The 18,321-nt window shown below is 39.1% G+C and carries 17 protein-coding genes, 1 tRNA gene and 1 other annotated feature; of the genes, 1 reads left to right on the forward strand and 17 read right to left on the reverse strand.

Going from position 1 to position 18,321, the window contains the following annotated elements; genetic code table 11:
- Positions 1-5 precede the first annotated feature (5 nt).
- The 17 genes from leuC to N178_RS05480 form a co-directional block, all read right to left on the reverse strand.
- Positions 6-1,421, reverse strand: a complete 1,416-nt coding sequence (leuC, locus tag N178_RS05400; RefSeq protein WP_045291108.1) for a 3-isopropylmalate dehydratase large subunit — start codon at positions 1,419-1,421, stop codon at positions 6-8.
- A 58-nt stretch (positions 1,422-1,479) separates the two neighbouring features.
- Positions 1,480-2,589: a 3-isopropylmalate dehydrogenase gene (gene leuB, locus N178_RS05405; protein ID WP_013059372.1), complete on the reverse strand. Its 1,110-nt coding sequence runs from the start codon at positions 2,587-2,589 to the stop codon at positions 1,480-1,482.
- A gap of 19 nt (positions 2,590-2,608) precedes the next feature.
- A complete protein-coding gene (locus N178_RS05410) occupies positions 2,609-4,144 on the reverse strand; it encodes a 2-isopropylmalate synthase (protein ID WP_045291110.1) in 1,536 nt (511 codons plus the stop codon).
- Complete coding sequence (ilvC, locus tag N178_RS05415) at positions 4,131-5,156, reverse strand: ketol-acid reductoisomerase (protein WP_028411737.1); 1,026 nt, start codon at positions 5,154-5,156, stop codon at positions 4,131-4,133. The genes N178_RS05410 and ilvC overlap by 14 nt, the downstream gene beginning before the upstream one ends.
- Before the next feature lie 64 nt (positions 5,157-5,220).
- Positions 5,221-5,733 (reverse strand): acetolactate synthase small subunit, encoded by a 513-nt coding sequence (gene ilvN, locus N178_RS05420; protein WP_013059375.1) that lies wholly within the window; start codon positions 5,731-5,733, stop codon positions 5,221-5,223.
- A complete protein-coding gene (gene ilvB, locus N178_RS05425) occupies positions 5,730-7,457 on the reverse strand; it encodes an acetolactate synthase large subunit (protein WP_237758409.1) in 1,728 nt (575 codons plus the stop codon). Before ilvB ends, ilvN begins: the two co-directional genes overlap by 4 nt.
- Before the next feature lie 68 nt (positions 7,458-7,525).
- Positions 7,526-7,779, reverse strand: a binding site (T-box leader).
- A gap of 331 nt (positions 7,780-8,110) precedes the next feature.
- Positions 8,111-8,184 (reverse strand) — tRNA-Arg (locus N178_RS05430).
- A 126-nt stretch (positions 8,185-8,310) separates the two neighbouring features.
- Positions 8,311-8,823, reverse strand: coding sequence for a metallophosphoesterase (locus N178_RS05435; protein ID WP_013059377.1), 513 nt, complete (start codon positions 8,821-8,823; stop codon positions 8,311-8,313).
- A gap of 15 nt (positions 8,824-8,838) precedes the next feature.
- The gene (locus N178_RS05440) at positions 8,839-9,432 is read right to left on the reverse strand and encodes an XTP/dITP diphosphatase (protein WP_045291114.1); all 594 of its coding nucleotides are present in this window, start codon (positions 9,430-9,432) and stop codon (positions 8,839-8,841) included.
- Between the two features lie 9 nt (positions 9,433-9,441).
- Positions 9,442-10,188, reverse strand: coding sequence for a ribonuclease PH (gene rph / locus N178_RS05445; RefSeq protein WP_045291115.1), 747 nt, complete (start codon positions 10,186-10,188; stop codon positions 9,442-9,444).
- Between the two features lie 134 nt (positions 10,189-10,322).
- Positions 10,323-11,408 carry a GerMN domain-containing protein gene (locus tag N178_RS05450; RefSeq protein WP_045291116.1) on the reverse strand — a complete coding sequence of 362 codons (1,086 nt, stop codon included), beginning with the start codon at positions 11,406-11,408 and terminating at the stop codon, positions 10,323-10,325.
- Positions 11,409-11,522: 114 nt separating this feature from the next.
- Positions 11,523-12,317, reverse strand: a complete 795-nt coding sequence (gene racE, locus N178_RS05455; RefSeq protein ID WP_045291117.1) for a glutamate racemase — start codon at positions 12,315-12,317, stop codon at positions 11,523-11,525.
- A 10-nt stretch (positions 12,318-12,327) separates the two neighbouring features.
- Positions 12,328-12,771, reverse strand: a complete 444-nt coding sequence (locus tag N178_RS05460; protein ID WP_013059382.1) for a MarR family winged helix-turn-helix transcriptional regulator — start codon at positions 12,769-12,771, stop codon at positions 12,328-12,330.
- A gap of 211 nt (positions 12,772-12,982) precedes the next feature.
- Positions 12,983-13,597 carry a PH domain-containing protein gene (locus tag N178_RS05465; RefSeq protein ID WP_013085147.1) on the reverse strand — a complete coding sequence of 205 codons (615 nt, stop codon included), beginning with the start codon at positions 13,595-13,597 and terminating at the stop codon, positions 12,983-12,985.
- A 113-nt stretch (positions 13,598-13,710) separates the two neighbouring features.
- Complete coding sequence (locus N178_RS05470) at positions 13,711-14,709, reverse strand: inorganic phosphate transporter (RefSeq protein ID WP_013085148.1); 999 nt, start codon at positions 14,707-14,709, stop codon at positions 13,711-13,713.
- A gap of 15 nt (positions 14,710-14,724) precedes the next feature.
- Entirely contained in the window at positions 14,725-15,357 is a 633-nt protein-coding gene (locus N178_RS05475) for a DUF47 domain-containing protein (RefSeq protein WP_029711160.1), read from the reverse strand.
- A gap of 442 nt (positions 15,358-15,799) precedes the next feature.
- The gene (locus N178_RS05480; RefSeq protein ID WP_045291118.1) at positions 15,800-17,818 is read right to left on the reverse strand and encodes a penicillin-binding transpeptidase domain-containing protein; all 2,019 of its coding nucleotides are present in this window, start codon (positions 17,816-17,818) and stop codon (positions 15,800-15,802) included.
- A 238-nt stretch (positions 17,819-18,056) separates the two neighbouring features.
- On the opposite strand from N178_RS05480, the gene N178_RS05485 reads away from it, so the two are divergent.
- Positions 18,057-18,263 (forward strand): hypothetical protein, encoded by a 207-nt coding sequence (locus N178_RS05485; RefSeq protein WP_013059387.1) that lies wholly within the window; start codon positions 18,057-18,059, stop codon positions 18,261-18,263.
- Positions 18,264-18,321 lie beyond the last annotated feature (58 nt).

Genomic DNA, 18,321 nt, shown 5'->3' on the forward strand with positions numbered 1-18,321 from the left:
CCTCCTTATCGCACCGCTTGTTCTTGTAGTTTGCGCACATCAACAAAATGTCCATATACCGCTGCCGCTGCTGCCATTACCGGGCTTACTAAATGCGTTCTGGCACCTTTTCCTTGACGTCCTTCAAAGTTTCGGTTAGAAGTGGACGCACAGTGTTCGCCTTGTGGAACTAAGTCAGAGTTCATACCTAAACACATGCTGCAGCCTGAGTCTCTCCATTCAAAGCCTGCTTCAATAAAAATAGCAGATAATCCTTCTTCTTCAGCCACTCGCTTTACTTTTTGAGAACCTGGTACAATCATCGCTCGCACATCTGGTGACACTTTCTTTCCTTTAATAAAGGCTGCTACGTCACGAAGGTCAGACAAACGAGCATTTGTACATGAACCGATAAATACATGCTGAACTGGGATCTCTTCTATGCCCATGCCGGGCTGTAAGCCCATATACTCGAGTGCTCGTGACAAAGACTTTTTCTCAGCTTCTGTTTTACACTCTTCTAATGTAGGAACTTGCTTGCTAACATAAGAACTCATCGCCGGGTTTGTTCCCCATGTTACGACAGGTTCAATTGTATCTGCATCAATTTCCAGCGTTTCATCGTATGTTGCACCTTCATCTGTTGCTAAAGCTGCCCAAGCTTCCACTGCTTTTTCAAACTGTTCTCCTTTAGGAGCATACTGACGCCCTTTAATATAAGAGAAAGTGACATCATCTGGACTGATTAAACCAGCTTTTGCACCGGCTTCAATAGACATATTACAAATAGTCATGCGCTCTTCCATTGAAAGATCGCGAATACATTCGCCCGTAAATTCCACGATTGAACCCGTTCCAAAATTCACGCCGAATTTTTGAATAATTGCTAACACAATGTCCTTAGCATAAACGCCAGGCTGCTTTTTGCCATTCACTTTCACTTGTAGCGTTTTTGGTTTCGCTTGCCATAGCGTTTGTGTTGCTAAAACATGCTCTACCTCACTAGTTCCTATACCAAAAGCAAGCGCTCCAAATGCACCGTGAGTAGATGTATGGCTATCTCCGCATACAATGGTTTTTCCAGGCTGAGTTAATCCCAATTCCGGCCCAATGATATGCACAATTCCTTGCTCTTCACTTGTTAAATCTAAAAGCTTCACACCAAACTCATGACAGTTTTCGGATAGTTTGTCTACTTGTTTCTTTGCAATCGGATCTTTAATATTAAAACGGTCAACCGTTGGAATGTTGTGATCCATTGTAGCAAACGTTAAGTCTGGACGCTTTACTTGGCGATTTGCTACGCGAAGACCTTCAAATGCTTGAGGAGACGTTACTTCATGAATAAGATGAAGATCGATATATAATAAGTCCGGCTTCCCCTCTTCTCGACGTACAACATGTTGTTCCCAAAGCTTATCAATAATTGTTTTTGGTTTCATACTGCTCCTCCTTTCTGATTATGAAAAACGTTTCTCACAAAACGTGAGAAACGCATGATTAACTGTAAGCTGTCATAATGCTTGAAATGGCAGAATCATTGGCAATTACCGCAGTTATTGCCTCCACCATTTTATCGGTACCTAAATAATGATTACCGTCTGCTAAGTCAGCTGTTCGATGACCTGCATGTAATACACTTTCAACCGCTTGTTCAATCACTGCTGCTTCTTTTTCTAACCCAAATGAATGTCTAAGCAACATTGCTGCAGATAAAATAGCAGCAATCGGATTAGCTTTGTTTTGACCAGCAATATCTGGTGCAGAACCGTGAACGGGTTCGTATAAAGATGGACCATCAGCCGTTAAGCTCGCAGATGGCAACATTCCTAACGATCCTGTCAGCATAGAAGCCTCATCACTCAAAATATCACCAAACATATTTTCAGTTACCACTACATCAAAATACTTAGGATTACGAATTAACTGCATAGCAGCTGAATCTACAAGCATATGCTCAAGCTCTACATCCGGGTAGTCTTTTGCTACTTCTTCAGCTACTTCACGCCACACTCGACTAGACTCAAGCACATTTGCTTTATCAACAGACGTTACTTTTTTACGTCGATTTACAGCCGTGTCAAATGCTTGGCGAATAATTCTTTCTATTTCTGTACGCTTATAAAATAATGTGTCGACAACTGTTTCTTCATTTCCTTCTGTTCGGCGCTCGCTAGGCTTACCAAAATATAAGCCTCCTGTTAGCTCACGGACGATAATGAAGTCAACACCTTCAATGTATTCTTTTTTCAGAGGAGAGGCATCCGCTAAGCTATCATAAAACGTCACCGGACGAAGATTAGCATATAAATCCAGTTCTTTTCGAATAGCTAGCAAACCTTTTTCCGGTCGTAAATGTGAAGGGTTACGATCCCATTTTGGCCCTCCAACTGATCCAAGTAATACGGCATCCGCCTGCTTACAAGTCTCAATTGTACTTTCTGGAAGAGGTGTGCCCGCCTCATCAATTGCAGCTCCGCCAATTAGTCCATACGTAAACTCAAATTGATGATCAAAGCGCTCTCCAATTGCTTTTAAAACGGCAACAGCGCCTTTGGTTACTTCTGTTCCTACGCCGTCACCCGGTAATACAGCGACTTTTTTTGTCATGGTGGTCTCTCCCTTCAGTTCACATTACTTCTTGCTTTGTACGATGCTGCTGAATAGCGATTAAACGATTAATGGCGTTCAGATATGCTTTCGCTGACGATTCTAATACGTCAAATGCTACTCCGCGTCCGCTTGCTTCAGTTCCTTCGCTTTCAACCTTCACAAATACTTCAGCCAGTGCATCCGGTCCACCGTTAATAGACTGAATACGATAGTCTAATAGGTTTACATCTTGTTCAACACAGCGCTGCAGCGTATTATAGATAGCTTCCACGCTTCCAGATCCCGTAGCTGCTTCTTGAATCTCTTCGCCGTTTTCTTTGCGAAGCGTAATCGTAGCCGTAGGAATATTGTTCGTACCATACTGAACTTGCAGACTTTCAAGCTTATATTCACTGTCTTTGCTAACTTGCTTTTGAATGACTAATGCCAATAAATCATCGTCGGTAATGTCTTTTTTCTTATCTGCTAAGTCTTTAAACTTCTCAAAAAGCACGTTTGCTTCTGTATCTTCCAATGTGAATCCAAGCTCTACTAAGCGTGTACGGAACGCGTGACGGCCTGAATGTTTACCAAGCACAATTGGATTTTGTTTAACACCCACAAGTTCTGGGGAAATAATCTCATATGTTAACGGATTTTTTAAGACACCATCTTGGTGAATACCTGATTCATGAGCAAAAGCATTTTTTCCGACAATTGCTTTATTTGGTGCAATATTCATCCCTGTAAGCTTACTGATAATGTCACTCGTACGCTTGATTTCAGGTAAGATAAGACCTGTGCTCGCTTGATAGAAATCTTGACGGACATGAAGCGCAAGTGCTACTTCTTCAAGAGCTGCGTTACCCGCACGTTCTCCGATTCCGTTAATCGTTCCTTCAATTTGAGTAGCTCCTGCTTCAATAGCAGCCATTGAATTGGCCACAGCTAGCCCTAAGTCATCGTGGCAGTGAGCTGACAAATCAACTTTATGAATATTTGACACATGTTCTTTTAAGTAATTAAATACTGATTGATAGTCACCAGGAGTGATAAATCCTACTGTATCTGGAATATTAACGACTTTTGCACCAGCATCAATAACTGCTTCTACAATTCTAGCTAAAAACGGTAAATCTGTTCGACATGCATCTTCAGCAGACCATTGAACAACCGGGAATTTTTTGCTTGCGTACTTCACCATTTCCACTGCTGTTTCAAGTACTTCATCAGGTGTTTTTTTCAATTTATGCTGCATATGAATTTCGGAAGTAGCGATAAAGACATGCAGTCTTGGTTCTGCACTTTCTTTTAACGCCTCCCATGCAATGTCAATATCTTTTGTAACAGACCTTGCAAGGCCTGTTACAGAAGAGTTTTTGACAATAGACGCAATTTCTTTTACGGATTGAAAATCACCTTTTGAAGAAGCGGGAAATCCAGCTTCAATGATGTCGATACCTAACCGCTCTAACTGCTTAGCAATTTCAAGCTTTTCTTGTAGGTTCAAATTGACTCCAGGTGACTGTTCACCATCGCGTAGCGTCGTGTCAAATAGTTTAATTTTTTGCACTAGCGATCACCGCTTCTTTCTTTTGTTTTTTAACAAATGGCATCATTTCACGTAATTGAGCGCCAACTTTTTCAATTAAATGTTCGTTTTCACGGTTATTGATAGCTGTAAATTCTGGACGATTTGCTTGGTTTTCTAGGATCCAGCCTTTTGCAAATTTACCTGTTTGGATGTCTTCAAGCACTTTTTTCATTTGTTCTTTTGAACGCTCATCTACAACGCGTGGTCCTGAAACGAAGTCACCCCATTGAGCTGTATCAGAGATTGAATAACGCATACCTTCCATTCCGCCTTCATACATAAGGTCAACAATTAATTTTAATTCGTGTAAACACTCAAAATATGCAACTTCCGGTTGGTAGCCAGCTTCTACAAGCGTTTCAAAACCAGCTTTAACTAATGAAGTTAAACCACCGCAAAGTACTGCTTGCTCACCGAAAAGATCTGTTTCTGTTTCTTCTTTAAATGTTGTTTCTAATACACCCGCACGAGCTGAACCGATTGCTTTAGCATAAGCTAACGCTACGTCTTTTGCTTCTCCAGTTACATCTTGGAATACCGCGAATAACGCCGGTACGCCAGCTCCTTCTTCATATGTTCTTCTTACAAGGTGACCAGGACCTTTTGGAGCTACTAGGAATACGTCAACGAATTCAGGTGCTACGATTTGATTAAAGTGGATGTTGAAACCGTGAGCAAATACTAAAGATTTTCCTGGTTTTAATCCCGGAAGAATTTCTTCGTTATAAACTTTTGGCTGATGCTCATCCGGAAGTAATACCATTACTACTTCTGCTTGTTGAACTGCTTCTTTTACAGATAATACAGTGAAGCCGTCTTGTTCTGCTTGATCCCATGATTTACCTTTACGTAATCCTACTACCACGTTTACTCCGCTGTCGCGTAAGTTTTGTGCGTGAGCGTGACCTTGTGAACCATAACCTACGATTGCTACTGTTTTACCTTGTAATAATTGATCCTTTGCATCTCCGTTGTAATATACCTTTGTCATAATAAATCTCTCCTCTTAGTTTATATAGTTTTATATAGTTTACTTTTTTAGTAACTAGCTAGAATTAAATGATTGATGAAAGTTTGGCTGCTGCTTTTTGCGTACCGCGCGGAACAGCTACTGTTCCCGTGCGCGTTACTTCTTTTAATCCATAAGGCTGAAGTAAATCAATCATCGCTTCAATCTTGCTGGATTCACCTGTTACTTGAATAATTAAGCTATCGCGGCTTACATCAATGATGGTTGCACGGAAAGGCTCAATTACTGCATAAAGTTCGTTACGGCTCGCTGGTGTAGATGCTACTTTCATTAAAGCAAGCTCTCTTGACACCACCGCTTGATCCGTAATATCTTGAACTTTCAACACGTCAATTTGCTTATTTAACTGCTTAATTACTTGTTCAGCAGCGTTATCATGCTCTACGTTCACAACAAACGTCATGCGTGATACATCCTCAGATTCAGTGTGCCCTACCGAAATACTCTCAATATTGAAATTTCTTTTTGTAAATAACCCCGTTACGCGATTTAAAACGCCCGCACGGTTTAATACAGTTGCTGTAATAATTCGCTTCATGGTTTCACCCCTACCATTTCATGTAATCCTTTTCCAGGTGCAACCATTGGATATACGTTTTCTTTAGGTGCGACAAAGAAGTTTAGTAAAACAGGTCCATCTGTTTCCATTGCTTCTTTCAGAGCCGCATGCGCTTCTTCTTCAGTAGAAGCTTGTAAACCTTTGATATCATAGGCTTCCGCAAGCTTCATCAAATTAGGCTGATTCGGAATTAAAGAGTGCGAGTAGCGTTCTTCATAGAAGATTTCCTGCCACTGACGAACCATACCAAGCGATTGATTGTTGAGCACAACCACTTTTACAGGTAAATTTAATTCTCTAATAACCCCTAATTCTTGAAGCGTCATTTGAAATCCACCGTCACCAACGACGGCTACAACTGTTTTATCTTTATTTGCCAGCTGAGCGCCGATTGCAGAAGGTAATCCAAAGCCCATGGTGCCAAGACCACCTGAAGTTACCCATCGATCAGGATTATTAAATGTGTAGTATTGAGCTACCCACATTTGATGTTGCCCAACGTCCGTTGTAACAACGGCATCTCCATTTGTATACTTGTGAAGCAACTCAACTACTTTTTGTGGTTTTAACACGTCCGCTGAGTTCTGATACCATAATGGATATTCTTGTTTCCATGCCGCTAATTTCTCATGCCATTTCGTATAATCTCCAACTTCTCCTTCTTGCAGAAGCAATTGCTTTAATACTTCTTTTGCATCTCCAACAATTGGAATCTTGGTCGGAACATTCTTTCCAATTTCTGCCGGGTCGATGTCAATGTGAGCAATTTTTGCATTTGGTGCAAAATGCTTTAAGTTACCTGTTACTCGGTCATCAAAGCGTGCACCAATACTAATGAGAAGATCACTCTCATAAATTGCCATGTTTGCTGTGTACGTTCCGTGCATGCCAGCCATTCCTAAATGAAGCGGATGGTCTGCAGGAAAACAGCCTAACCCTAAAAGCGTATTAATAACCGGAATATTTTGACGCTCAGCATAATTTTTTAATTCTTCTGAACCTTTACTCAATAACACTCCCGCACCTGCTAGGATAACAGGTTTCTTTGCAGCTGCTACTGCGTCTGTTAACTTTTTAACCTGCAGCTGATTTGGAAAATAAGTTGGCTGATAGCCAGGTAAATCAATTTCTCCTTCGTAATTAAATGTTCCATCACCCTGTGCCATATCCTTTGGAATGTCGATTAAGACTGGACCAGGTCTTCCTGTTGTCGCAATATGAAATGCCTCTTTGATGATTCTCGGCATGTCGCTGATATTGCGTACTTGATAGCTATGTTTTGTAATTGGCATTGTGATTCCTAATACATCTGCTTCTTGGAACGCGTCAGAACCAATTACACTTGAAGCTACTTGACCAGTAAAAACAACTAAAGGAAGTGAGTCAATCATCGCATCTGCCAAACCTGTTACGATATTTGTTGCACCAGGACCACTTGTTGCGATAACTACACCGGGTTTACCTGAAATTCTTGCGTACCCTTCTGCTGCGTGAATTCCACCTTGTTCGTGACGAGCAAGTACGTGGAACATTCCTGAACCGTATAGCTTATCGTAAATCGGTAAAACGGCTCCCCCTGGGTAACCGAAGATGACGTCAACGTTTTCTCTTCTTAAAGATTCAATCAACATGTCAGCTCCATTCATTTGTGCCCCAGTGCTTACAGGTTCTTTCGTTTGCATATTGGCTCCCACTTTTCTCATCCTTTCGTTTTCTAGATAAAAGAAAAAAGACTTCTCACCCCTAAATAGACCCTATCAAATGATATAGGTCAAGGGGCGAAAAGTCTTTTGTACTTTACGCGGTACCACCCTCGTTTGTAATCGTAATGATTACCTTATGAATGTATACTGTACATTCTTTTTGATAACGAGTGCTTTGGAAGTACACTCGGTCGCCCTTACTGAATTTCAGGGTGACACTCTGAGGTGAGTTCATTTTGAGTTGGTAACGCCGGCTTCCAGCAACCCGACTCTCTGTTGATACCTAAACATCAAAACTACTTATCCTCTTCAACGTTTTAAAACGCTATATGCTTTTTGAACAATGCTTTACACATCATATTTTAAATTAATTACAATTAATTAAAATTTTTAGAAAACTTATATTTGAGGACTATCTTACGCCCATTTCTATGCATAGTCAACCACTTTTCGAGATTTTTTTAGACAATTTAGACTAAACAGAATATTTGAATGCGTTTTCATTATTGATGTAATGAGGGTTTATAGCAGTTGGAAAAGTTTTTCTGAAACGTTCATGTGTGCACACTGAATGAACAAACATTCACTTTTTAAAAATAAATAAAAAAATCCCGGCTTTTACTAAAAAGTAAAAGCCGGGATTTTTTTCTCGACGTCCCAGGAGAGATTCGAACTCCCGACCGACGGCTTAGAAGGCCGTTGCTCTATCCTGCTGAGCTACTGGGACATAATGTTAAACTGTATCAAAGACAATACTTATTATATTCAAATATAATTTAAAAGTCAACGTTTTTTTTGAAATTTTATGAGAAGAGAGGTAAAAAACCTTCTCTTCTCCCTATATTTGGCTATATTATGCTGAAAGGGTACAGGTTAACTGCATGCTAGGAATATGTTTACCGCTTATATCGTAAAACTGCACGGTAGCTTCTGTACCATCCATTACTAGTATAGCATACGTACGTTCTTTTCTCATACGAGGAAGTAACATACTTCCTGGATTGATAAATAAAACTCCGTCCATGAGCTCAGCTCCCGCTATGTGAGAATGCCCAAAACAAACAACGTTTGCCCCGACTTCTCTCGCTTTGTAATGCAGATTCATCATAGACATTTTAACATTATATAAGTGACCGTGTGTAACCAGACACGTAGCTTCTCCAAGCGACTCTACTCGATCATTAACGTAAGATGCATCGTAGTCACAATTTCCTCGAACGCCTAAAAACGCAGACATTTCTTTGCTGTCTTGCGGCAACTCAGAGTCCCCACAATGGATCATCTTATCTACATCAGCATGTCTCTCTCTGATAGTGAGCAGTTCTTCTTGTAACCCGTGGCTATCGCTTACAATTAATAGTTTCACACGTCATCACTCCTTCTAAAATTGCGCATCAATTAGCGGTGCTAGTTTTTTTAACGCATTTGCTCGGTGACTAATCTGATTTTTTTGTTCTTTAGACAATTCTGCCATGGAGCATCTCCATTTTTCTACAAAGAAAATAGGATCGTACCCAAAACCGTTTTCCCCTCTTTTTTCCTCCAAGATGTGCCCTTCACACGTGCCTTCTACAATTTCTGTTCTTTTTCCGGGCACTGCAATAGCAAGAGCACAATGAAAGCGTGCCGTGCGCTTTTCAAACGGCACGTCATTTAATTTTTGAAGTACCTTCTCTATATTAGCATTATCATCTTTATTTTCACCAGCATAACGCGCGGAATAAACGCCTGGCTCCCCGTTTAAGGCATCAATAGCAAGCCCCGAGTCATCGGCAATGACAGGCTTATTTAATGCGAATGAAATGGCCTCTGCTTTTAGCGTCGCATTCTCTGCAAATGTAACGCCCGTTTCTTCCACGTCTTCCATCTCAGGAAAATCAAGAAGCGATTTCACTTGAAATCCCTTTGGTGAGAAAAGTGTTTCAAAATCTTTTACTTTGCCTGCATTTTTAGTTGCAATAATGATTTCACGCACGTTAATCCCTTACCTTTCTTTAACCGGAATGTAAGCAGTCAGGTGATCAAGAACTTCCTTTTGCTGTTCAATCAATTGATAAACACCCTTTTCCCCTAAATCCAGAAGATGGTTTAACTGTTCTCTAGAAAACGTCGATTCCTCTCCCGTTCCCTGTAATTCTACAAACTGTCCGCTTCCTGTCATCACAATATTCATGTCAACTTCCGCTGTCGAATCTTCTTCATAATTTAAATCTAAAATCGAATTTTCTCCATGAATACCTACTGAAGTCGCAGCTAAGTAGTCACGAATAGGAATTTCTGTTAGCTTGTTCTCTTCAACCAGCCTTCCAAACGCTAAAACCATAGCCACAAAAGCACCTGTAATCGATGCTGTTCTTGTTCCGCCATCTGCTTGAATAACATCACAATCAATCCAAATTGTCTTTTCTCCGACCTTTTCCAGGTCGACTACAGAACGCAGAGCTCGTCCGATTAGACGCTGAATTTCCATTGTTCGTCCTGTGACTTTACCTTTTGATGATTCACGTATATTTCTTTGTGCCGTAGCTCGAGGCAGCATAGAATACTCAGCTGTAATCCATCCTTTTCCTTGTCCACGCATAAAAGGAGGCACTCTGTCATCTATGCTTGCTGTACAAATAACCTTTGTGTCTCCCACCGAGATTAATACAGATCCTTCTGGGTGCTTTAAGTATGAAGTATGAAGAGATACAGGTCTCAATTCATTAAATTCTCTACCGTCCAAACGCATTAAGCATGTCCTCCTATTAATTCATTTATATGTAATAGCTTCTTCCATTTTAACTATAAAACAGCGGAAAGAGGTCGCTATTTCAGCAGACCTCTTTCTACTTAGTCCTTTACTAGTATAACAAAAATTTGTTTTTAAAAACTACCTGTGTTCACATTTTTAGGTCTTGAAACCGGCTCCGTTAACTTTTTCCCTTTTTCATCTTTTAGCATTTTTTTGCCATTCACCTTAATGGCAACGCTGTCTACGGCTTTTTGTTCCGTCAGGGATAACACCAAGGAGTCGAGAACATGCTGAGAAATTTCCGTTCCTTTTAAATTCCCAAAGATGTTTTTATTAAAATTCAGCGTTAACTCACCGTCCGCATACTTTGGAGCTGCTACGAGCTTTGCATCAGGATTAAAATCTGTCACTAAACCTGATGCAGGCGCAGGTCCTTCTACAAGTTCGTTCACAATTGCCGTGTACATATCTTTGTCATCAGAAGCAATTCGTTTTGTGACAGGAACATAGTAAGTTTGTTTCCCCTCTTGAGCTAAGTAATAAATCGTAACTGGTTTCGTTTGGGTTACGTCAACTACTCCAGTATTATCAAAGTTAATACCGTCTGCTCTGCTTAACCCTTTACTGATTGGCGTATGATTTACAGGCATTTCATCTTTATCATAGCCGTTAATGCGAATTTTAACTTTATTTACGCCTTCAAACTGCGTCAGCGTCCAAGTGACGGCCTGCAGGATACGGAGTTCATCTTCTTTTTTATACTCAGCAAATTCAGGTGAAAAATCTGCTACCATCGTGCCGTCACTTTCCAGCTTTGTCCCTAAAACTCTTGTATCAGCAGGAAGAACCGCTCGGAAATTATTTGGCAATAAGTTTGTGACGGGTCCACCTTCTACTAAATATTCAAGAGACTGTTTAGCGACACCTTTTGATTTAGGAATTTCAAGCGTCTGGGGAACAACGTACCCGTTTTTATCAATTAAGTAGAGTTCTCTTTTGGTAGGCGCAGATGTTTCTGCCGCTTTACTTTGCTTTTTATTAGCTTCCGTTACTTTCGCTTCAGTCGCTAATGATTTTTCATCTTTCACATAGGTGACATCCTTGGGCGGATCAATTTCCTTTGCTGCGTTATCCCCTCCGAAAAGTCCACAGCCGGATAACAACACAGATGTGGTCACCACGGCGGATATGAGAACAAATTTGGTCTTTTTGGACATTCCTTTCCCTCCTCAGACTGTTTGTACTACTATGTATACGAGCTTATTTGCATTTTAGACCAGCTCAAACAAGTTTTTGACCACAAAAAAAACCGAGCATGATATGCTCGGTTTTTAAAGCTTGATATGTTCAACATTATATACAGGGTGCTCAAACCATTTAGATGCAATGGATTGAAACAGCTCTGTTGATCCTGTTGTGTAGAAGTAATGTTCGGGCTCCATGTTTCTAGGAGCTAGTAAATTGCTATAAGAAAGAATGGCACTTACCTCTATTGCCGTTTCTTCACCAGAACTGATTAACTGCACCCGCGGCCCAATTGCTTCTTGAATAACTGACTTTAATAACGGATAATGCGTACATCCTAAAATAAGGGTATCCATATCTGTATGATAAAAAGGTTTTAATGTTTCTTTTACAATTCGCTGCGCTTCCGGTCCCTCATAATTACCGCTCTCTACAAGAGGTACAAACAAAGGGCAGGCTAAATTTTCCACTTCCACTCTCGTATGAAGAGCGCGGAGTGCATGTGTATAGGCTTGACTTTTTACGGTTCCGTTTGTGCCAATTACGCCTATTTTATGATTTTTAGTTACTTTAAGCGCAGCGCGTGATCCTGGTTCAATGACGCCTATAACCGGAATGTTGAGCTGTTCTTGAATTTCATCGAGTACAACTGCCGTAGCCGTATTGCACGCAATAACAAGCATTTTAATATCTTTAGCTAGTAAATAATTAGTCATCTCCCATGTGAAAGCTCGTACTTCTTCACTAGGACGAGGACCGTATGGGCAGCGGGCTGTATCTCCAATGTACATAATTTGTTCTTTCGGAAGCTGTCTCATAATTTCCTTTGCTACCGTTAATCCGCCCACACCTGAATCTATAACACCAATTGGTCTACTCAAAACAATCGCCTCATTTTTCTTTCATTTCATCATGCAATTTTCGTAACGTTACTCGTAAAACTTCTGTTTCACTAGGAGAGAAGTTTGCCAGTACGCCATTTAAATACGTTTGTCGCTTTTCAATTACTTCTTCGATAACACGTGCTCCTTCAGGAAGCAAATGAATACGCACTACGCGGCGGTCTTTTGGATCTTTTACCCGAACCACCAACTTATTTTTTTCCATACGATCTACTAAATCTGTCGTTGTACTACAAGCGAGAAAAATACGATTTGATAAATCGCCAATCGTCATATCTCCACGTTCAAACAGCCACTGCAAAGCAATAAACTGAGGTGGCGTAATCGTATAGTCTTCTAAAATTTCTCTTCCTTTTTGCTTCACAATCGCTGCAATATGTCGAAGTGACTTTTCTAATTCTGCCACTGTATCCTCATTATTTTTCGCTGTCATACCGTAATCCTTTCCACCTATAAGTCTTATTTTCTATTATTTCTTTCAGTTAAACCCGTCTCTATTGTTTCTCTTTTCTATTTTATATTGTGCTCTTTTTTCGGTGATTTTTCAAGGTTAACATGAGGATTGTACAACGTTCATCATAAGTCTACATACTCTCATTCAGCATCAAAAAACAGCTGCTCCATAAAAGGAGCAGCTGTTTCTATTAATTATTGATATACAGCTCGAAAACTGAGCTGAAATCTTTTGTTGTGTAGGCTGTTTTTTTATCTAATAACCAAGAAAACGCAGCTTCGTTAATTTCTTTAAATTCACTGGCAACACTTCCACTTGTGTTTCTTGTACTGCTTAGCGTAGAAGAAGCTAGCTGAATGCTTTGTTTAGCAAAATCGAGCGCAATTTCATTTTCACGCGTTATTTCAGACATTTTAAACAGCGCTTTATATAAATCTTTTACCTCTTCTATATGCTTTTTGTGTACATCGATAGAAAAAGTCTCCGAGCCAATTTTAAATTTAATTTCCACATCTAAATCGACAGTTCCAGCCGTTTCTAGCATCACGTTTGAAATGTGATTTGTGCTGTAGTTATAGCGGCGAAGCATTCGCTTTTTACTTGTAGCACTTGTTCCATCAAGGTGAATGAGCGCTTTATTGGTAAAGCAATATTCATCTGACTTTGATTTAATTAGAAAATAAATTTTTTCTTGTTCTTCATGCATAACGTAATCGTCTGCATCTACCTTGTCATAATCAACTGGCTTAATAACAGAACCAATATCACTTAGCCCCAATACATCAGCAGCTACTTTTCCAAACATTTCCCCATCTCCCTTTTAAAAACGATTGTGTTATTTTCATGCTTTAAGTGTACTGTGCAAATGAGGGGATGTAAATAAAAAAAGGAGCTTCTTTAAAAGAAGCTCCACATTTATTAAAAGAACAAATTTAAAATCATATAGATAAGTGCAGCTAATGAAGCTGAAATTGGCAACGTGATAACCCATGTAATCACCATGCGCTGTGCAGTTCCCCATTTTACACCTTTCACTCGGTGAGCAGAACCTACACCTAAGATAGAAGATGAAATAACATGAGTAGTACTGACAGGTAGATGAATAAACGTTGCTCCAAAGATAATGGCAGCACCTGTTAAGTCTGCAGCTACCCCATTCACAGGACGAATTTTCATAATTTTACCGCCGACGGTTTTAATGATTTTCCATCCGCCAATTGACGTTCCAAGCCCCATTGCGACCGCACAAGCCAGCTGTACCCACCACTGAATATCAGTACCGCTTTGCATATTGTTAGCAATAAGCGCCAGCGTAATGATACCCATTGCTTTTTGCGCATCATTCGTACCGTGTGTGTAAGATTGTAGGGCTGCAGTCAGGATTTGAACGCGGCGAAAACGCTTATTCGTTTTCGTCAAGTTATGGTTTTTAAACGTTAGTTTGATAATCGTATAGACAATATAACCTACTACAAAGGCTAGAACTGGTGAAATTAGAAGGGCTTCAATGATTTTGATGAAACCTTTGTAATTTAAAGCACCAAATCCAGCAGCTGCAATAGCTGCTCCTGCAATCGATCCAATAATTGCATGAGAAGAACTACTCGGAATACCGAAATACCATGTGATTAGATTCCACGCGATAGCAGAAATTAATGCTGCTAAAATAACGACAGAACCATTTTGAAGCGTATAAGGATCAACGATATCCTTTGTAATTGTTTTGGCTACGCCCGTGAACGTCATAGCACCGACAAAGTTCATGGTTGCAGCTAAAAGAATTGCATGTCGCGGTTTTAAAGCTTTGGTTGAAACAGAAGTCGCAATGGCATTAGCTGTATCGTGAAATCCATTGATAAAGTCAAAGCCAAGTGCACCAACTACAATTAGAATGGTTAATATTAGCATCGAATCCATTATAATATAGCCCCGTTACGCATTCTTCATAATAACTGATTCTAAGTTGTTCGCAACCGTTTGACAATAATCCGCGATTTCTTCTAGCGTTTCATAAATTTCTTTATATTGAATAACTTTAATTGGATCTTTACATGTTGCAAATAATTGTTTTAGTGCACGACGATATAATGTATCACAATGTGACTCATACTCTTTAATTTTAATTGCATGCTCACTAATTTGAAGAAGCTTTTTCTCAGACAACAAATTAATCGTAATTAAAATTTCTTCAGCACAGCCTTGAATATTTTTAACAAATTCAGCTACATATTCATCAAATGTCGTAATTGAATGAATTTCCATTAAAGCAGCAAAGCTGTCGATGCCATCAAGTACATCATCCATGCTCATCGCTAGCTGTAAAATATCTTCACGCTCAATTGGAGTAATAAATGCTTTGTTCAACTCAGTAATCACTGTATGCACGTATTTATCACCTTTTGATTCATACGCTTTTAAAACGTTGGCAAATTCCTTTAGGTCAGATACATTTTGAAGTTCAAAGCTGCCTAAAAACTCCGCTGAGTCCTTAATATTTTGGGCAATGTCCATTAACATTTCAGAAAACTTGTCTTTTTTTCTTTTGATCACGTTGCAATCCTCCATCCAATTTATCGAAACTTTACCACTCGTTTTTTCTCTCTATCTTTTTATATGTGTTCTAGTTTCTTTTTTCATTTAAAGTAATGGATAAAACTTAGCTGTTCATTACTATAACGAGAGAAACCACCTCTCTTGTGTATCAAAAAATTCTAAAAAAACAAACGTTTACCAGAGCAAAAGTCCCAAAAGATGGTTCTTTCACCTATAGGTTATGCGATTCATTTTTTTACGCCAAGTCAAAAATTACTCCTATTATTGTTAATTGTCAATAACTTTTCAAACACATTTTTTTAGGCTTCTTTACAATACATTAACAATAATACGTTGATTCCTTTTAAAATAAGGGTTTTCAGAGCTTGTATAAAACTGGGATTTACAAAAACTTAACATTAGTGCCCTTGTGTAAATAATAAAAGCCAGCTCTTTTAGAACTGGCTTTTATTATTTACTTATTATATTGCTGAAATACATTTTTTACTTTCGGCACGACGTAATGACTTCCGCCTTTATCTTCTACCCCTTCAACCATCATTGAAACGAGTAAGTTTTTCTGTTTTGTGTCCACAGCTACAAACCATCCGTTTTCCTGCCCTTTTTCACCTTGAGTTTTCTTTAGCTCTGCCGTTCCCGTTTTTCCAGCCAGGGTTAACCCATCTATCTTCGCAGCATGCCCCGTACCGTTTTTATCTTCAATGACATCAACTAAATCATTTTGAATTAATTGCGCCGTTTCTTTAGATATTACTTGTTTTTTCCATATTCCACTCTCGTCACCGTTCATAAGGATAGGCTTTACTATGTTTCCATCGTTTACAATCGATGTATACATCAATGCCAAGTGGAGAGGATTCACTTGCAGTTTCCCCTGGCCATAGCCAGAGTTTGCTAATACTCCCTCATCTTTAATATCTTGATCACCTGCAATTTTAGACGTTTCAAAAGGATAATTAACAGGCATTTTTTGATTGAACCCAAACTGTTTTAAACCACTGTTAAATTTGTCTAAACCTAGCTTCAAAGCAGTCTGCGCAAAATAAATATTATCAGATGTAACATAAGCATCACGTAAATTAACATTCGGTTTGCTGCCCACTCGTGTTACGTAGAAATTTCCCCAGCTTTTATCTTTCTGCCATTTCTTCCCGCTGATTGATATACTTTCGTTTGGATTTACTACACCTTCATCAACTGCTAAAGCTCCCGTGACTAACTTAAATGTAGATCCCGGAGAATACGTTTTGGTAAAGCGATTCATTAACGGCTTATCCGGATTCGTTGAAAGAGATTGATACGTATTAGCATCGATTCCAAAAGAAAAAGAATTCGGATCAAAAGCTGGCGTGCTTACAAGACCTAATATTTCTCCCGTTTTAGGTTGAAGAGCAGTAGCTACTCCTTTTTCATCTTTTAACTGTTCATAAAGGGATTTTTGAACATTCGTGTCTACCGTAACTTGAATGCTTTCTCCGTCCTTTGGATTCACTTTTGCAATTTCATTCTTTTTATTACCGTCTTTATCCACAGTATAAATCGTGACGCCGTCTCGAGCACGAAGCTTATCTTCATATAAAGACTCTAAGCCGATCATTCCAGCTTTAGACTGAGCATTATAGCCTTCATCTTTATGCTCTTTTAGATATTCCGCTGTGACAGGCGCAACGTATCCAACTAAATGAGCACACGCTTCTTCACAAGGATATACGCGCGCATTTACCTTTTTTTGTTGAATGCCTTCTACTTTTTTCAAAGAATTCTCTAAATTAGAGGCATCTTTTTGACTAACTGTTTTAATAGGAACAAATTGATTCTCTTTCACCCAAGAGGCGCTCAGTGCTTGATTAATACTTTTTTCTGAAAGAGCAAGAGTCTTGCTTAATTGTCGTATCGCTTGCTCCCCGCCTTTAGAAAACTGCTGGGGAACAACTCCAACTTGAACCGCTTCTCCGTTTTGAGCTAAATATTTCCCTGAACGATCCATAATTTCTCCACGTACAGCTGACTGAGTAGCTACTCTTACTTGCTCTCCTTGCTTAAGTCCTTTAAAAATCATATTAGGCTTCCAATTAATATACCAATTCTCTGTATCCCCTTGTTTTTCTTGAACCACAGCAGCATTTTCTTTAAATGAGATTTCACCGGCTACAGAGTTCATGTTTACTTCAAAAGGTAAAACAGCTTTATGGTCTTTTATTTCTAAGTCTTCTATTTCACTTGCCTTCACTTTCAGCTTGTCCGCTTCAATTGCATCATAGATATTTTTATATCGATTTACAAAGTCTTTTTCTGAAATCGTCTTTTTAGCATCCTTAGACAAGTATCCATACATGCCTTCAAAATCTTCTTTATTCCACATGGCTACATATTTATCAAATCGATCCTGTACTTTCTGTTGATCATTTGAGCAACCGGCAGTTATTAGTAAGAGAATTGCCATAGTAAAAAAGAGCCACCCAATTCGTCTCATGATGATTTTCCCCCTTTTTTCAATACCATTCCTATCATATAAAATTTTACATAAACTTTCCATCAGAAAGTTATATACAGGAATTAATTGGTATTACAACCCACTAAATTTACATATCTACAAAAAAATCAATAGGTAAATAAGAAAAAAATTGAACATTTTGTGAATATTTTGTGTCTTTTTTGGAAAGTATTTGATATAATAAGTGTAAGAAGAAAAAGAATAGGAGGCGACTAAAATGAGAAGATTCTTACAGTTTTACTTTATGTTTAGTTCTCTGTTCTGTTTTGGAAGCGTTTTCGTCCTACTTATGTCTCAAGAATATTATTTTGCACCGTTATTCCTCACACTGGGCTGTTTAAATATTTTTCTCTTTAAAGTATATATTCAAGAAAGTCGAAAAGATAAACAAGCTGCACCTGAAAAACCAAAACCAACAATTTAACAGACTCGTCTCTCGGCTGAGATGAATGTAAAAGAAGAACCGGTGAAAAATTCACCGG

The organism is Priestia aryabhattai B8W22 (assembly GCF_000956595.1).
Classification (GTDB): domain Bacteria; phylum Bacillota; class Bacilli; order Bacillales; family Bacillaceae_H; genus Priestia; species Priestia aryabhattai.

What these genes read in the sequence shown, in the direction of transcription:
- N178_RS05460 (WP_013059382.1), bottom strand. Translation starts at nt 12,771, where the DNA reads ATGACAGCGAAAAATAATGAGGATACAGTGGCAGAATTAGAAAAGTCA.
- ilvC (WP_028411737.1), bottom strand. Translation starts at nt 5,156, where the DNA reads ATGACAAAGGTATATTACAACGGAGATGCAAAGGATCAATTATTACAA.
- N178_RS05480 (WP_045291118.1), bottom strand. Translation starts at nt 17,818, where the DNA reads ATGAGACGAATTGGGTGGCTCTTTTTTACTATGGCAATTCTCTTACTA.
- rph (WP_045291115.1), bottom strand. Translation starts at nt 10,188, where the DNA reads ATGCGTTTGGACGGTAGAGAATTTAATGAATTGAGACCTGTATCTCTT.
- leuC (WP_045291108.1), bottom strand. Translation starts at nt 1,421, where the DNA reads ATGAAACCAAAAACAATTATTGATAAGCTTTGGGAACAACATGTTGTA.
- leuB (WP_013059372.1), bottom strand. Translation starts at nt 2,589, where the DNA reads ATGACAAAAAAAGTCGCTGTATTACCGGGTGACGGCGTAGGAACAGAA.
- ilvN (WP_013059375.1), bottom strand. Translation starts at nt 5,733, where the DNA reads ATGAAGCGAATTATTACAGCAACTGTATTAAACCGTGCGGGCGTTTTA.
- N178_RS05475 (WP_029711160.1), bottom strand. Translation starts at nt 15,357, where the DNA reads ATGGAGGATTGCAACGTGATCAAAAGAAAAAAAGACAAGTTTTCTGAA.
- N178_RS05450 (WP_045291116.1), bottom strand. Translation starts at nt 11,408, where the DNA reads ATGTCCAAAAAGACCAAATTTGTTCTCATATCCGCCGTGGTGACCACA.
- N178_RS05465 (WP_013085147.1), bottom strand. Translation starts at nt 13,597, where the DNA reads ATGTTTGGAAAAGTAGCTGCTGATGTATTGGGGCTAAGTGATATTGGT.
- N178_RS05485 (WP_013059387.1), top strand. Translation starts at nt 18,057, where the DNA reads ATGAGAAGATTCTTACAGTTTTACTTTATGTTTAGTTCTCTGTTCTGT.
- N178_RS05470 (WP_013085148.1), bottom strand. Translation starts at nt 14,709, where the DNA reads ATGGATTCGATGCTAATATTAACCATTCTAATTGTAGTTGGTGCACTT.
- ilvB (WP_237758409.1), bottom strand. Translation starts at nt 7,457, where the DNA reads ATGAGAAAAGTGGGAGCCAATATGCAAACGAAAGAACCTGTAAGCACT.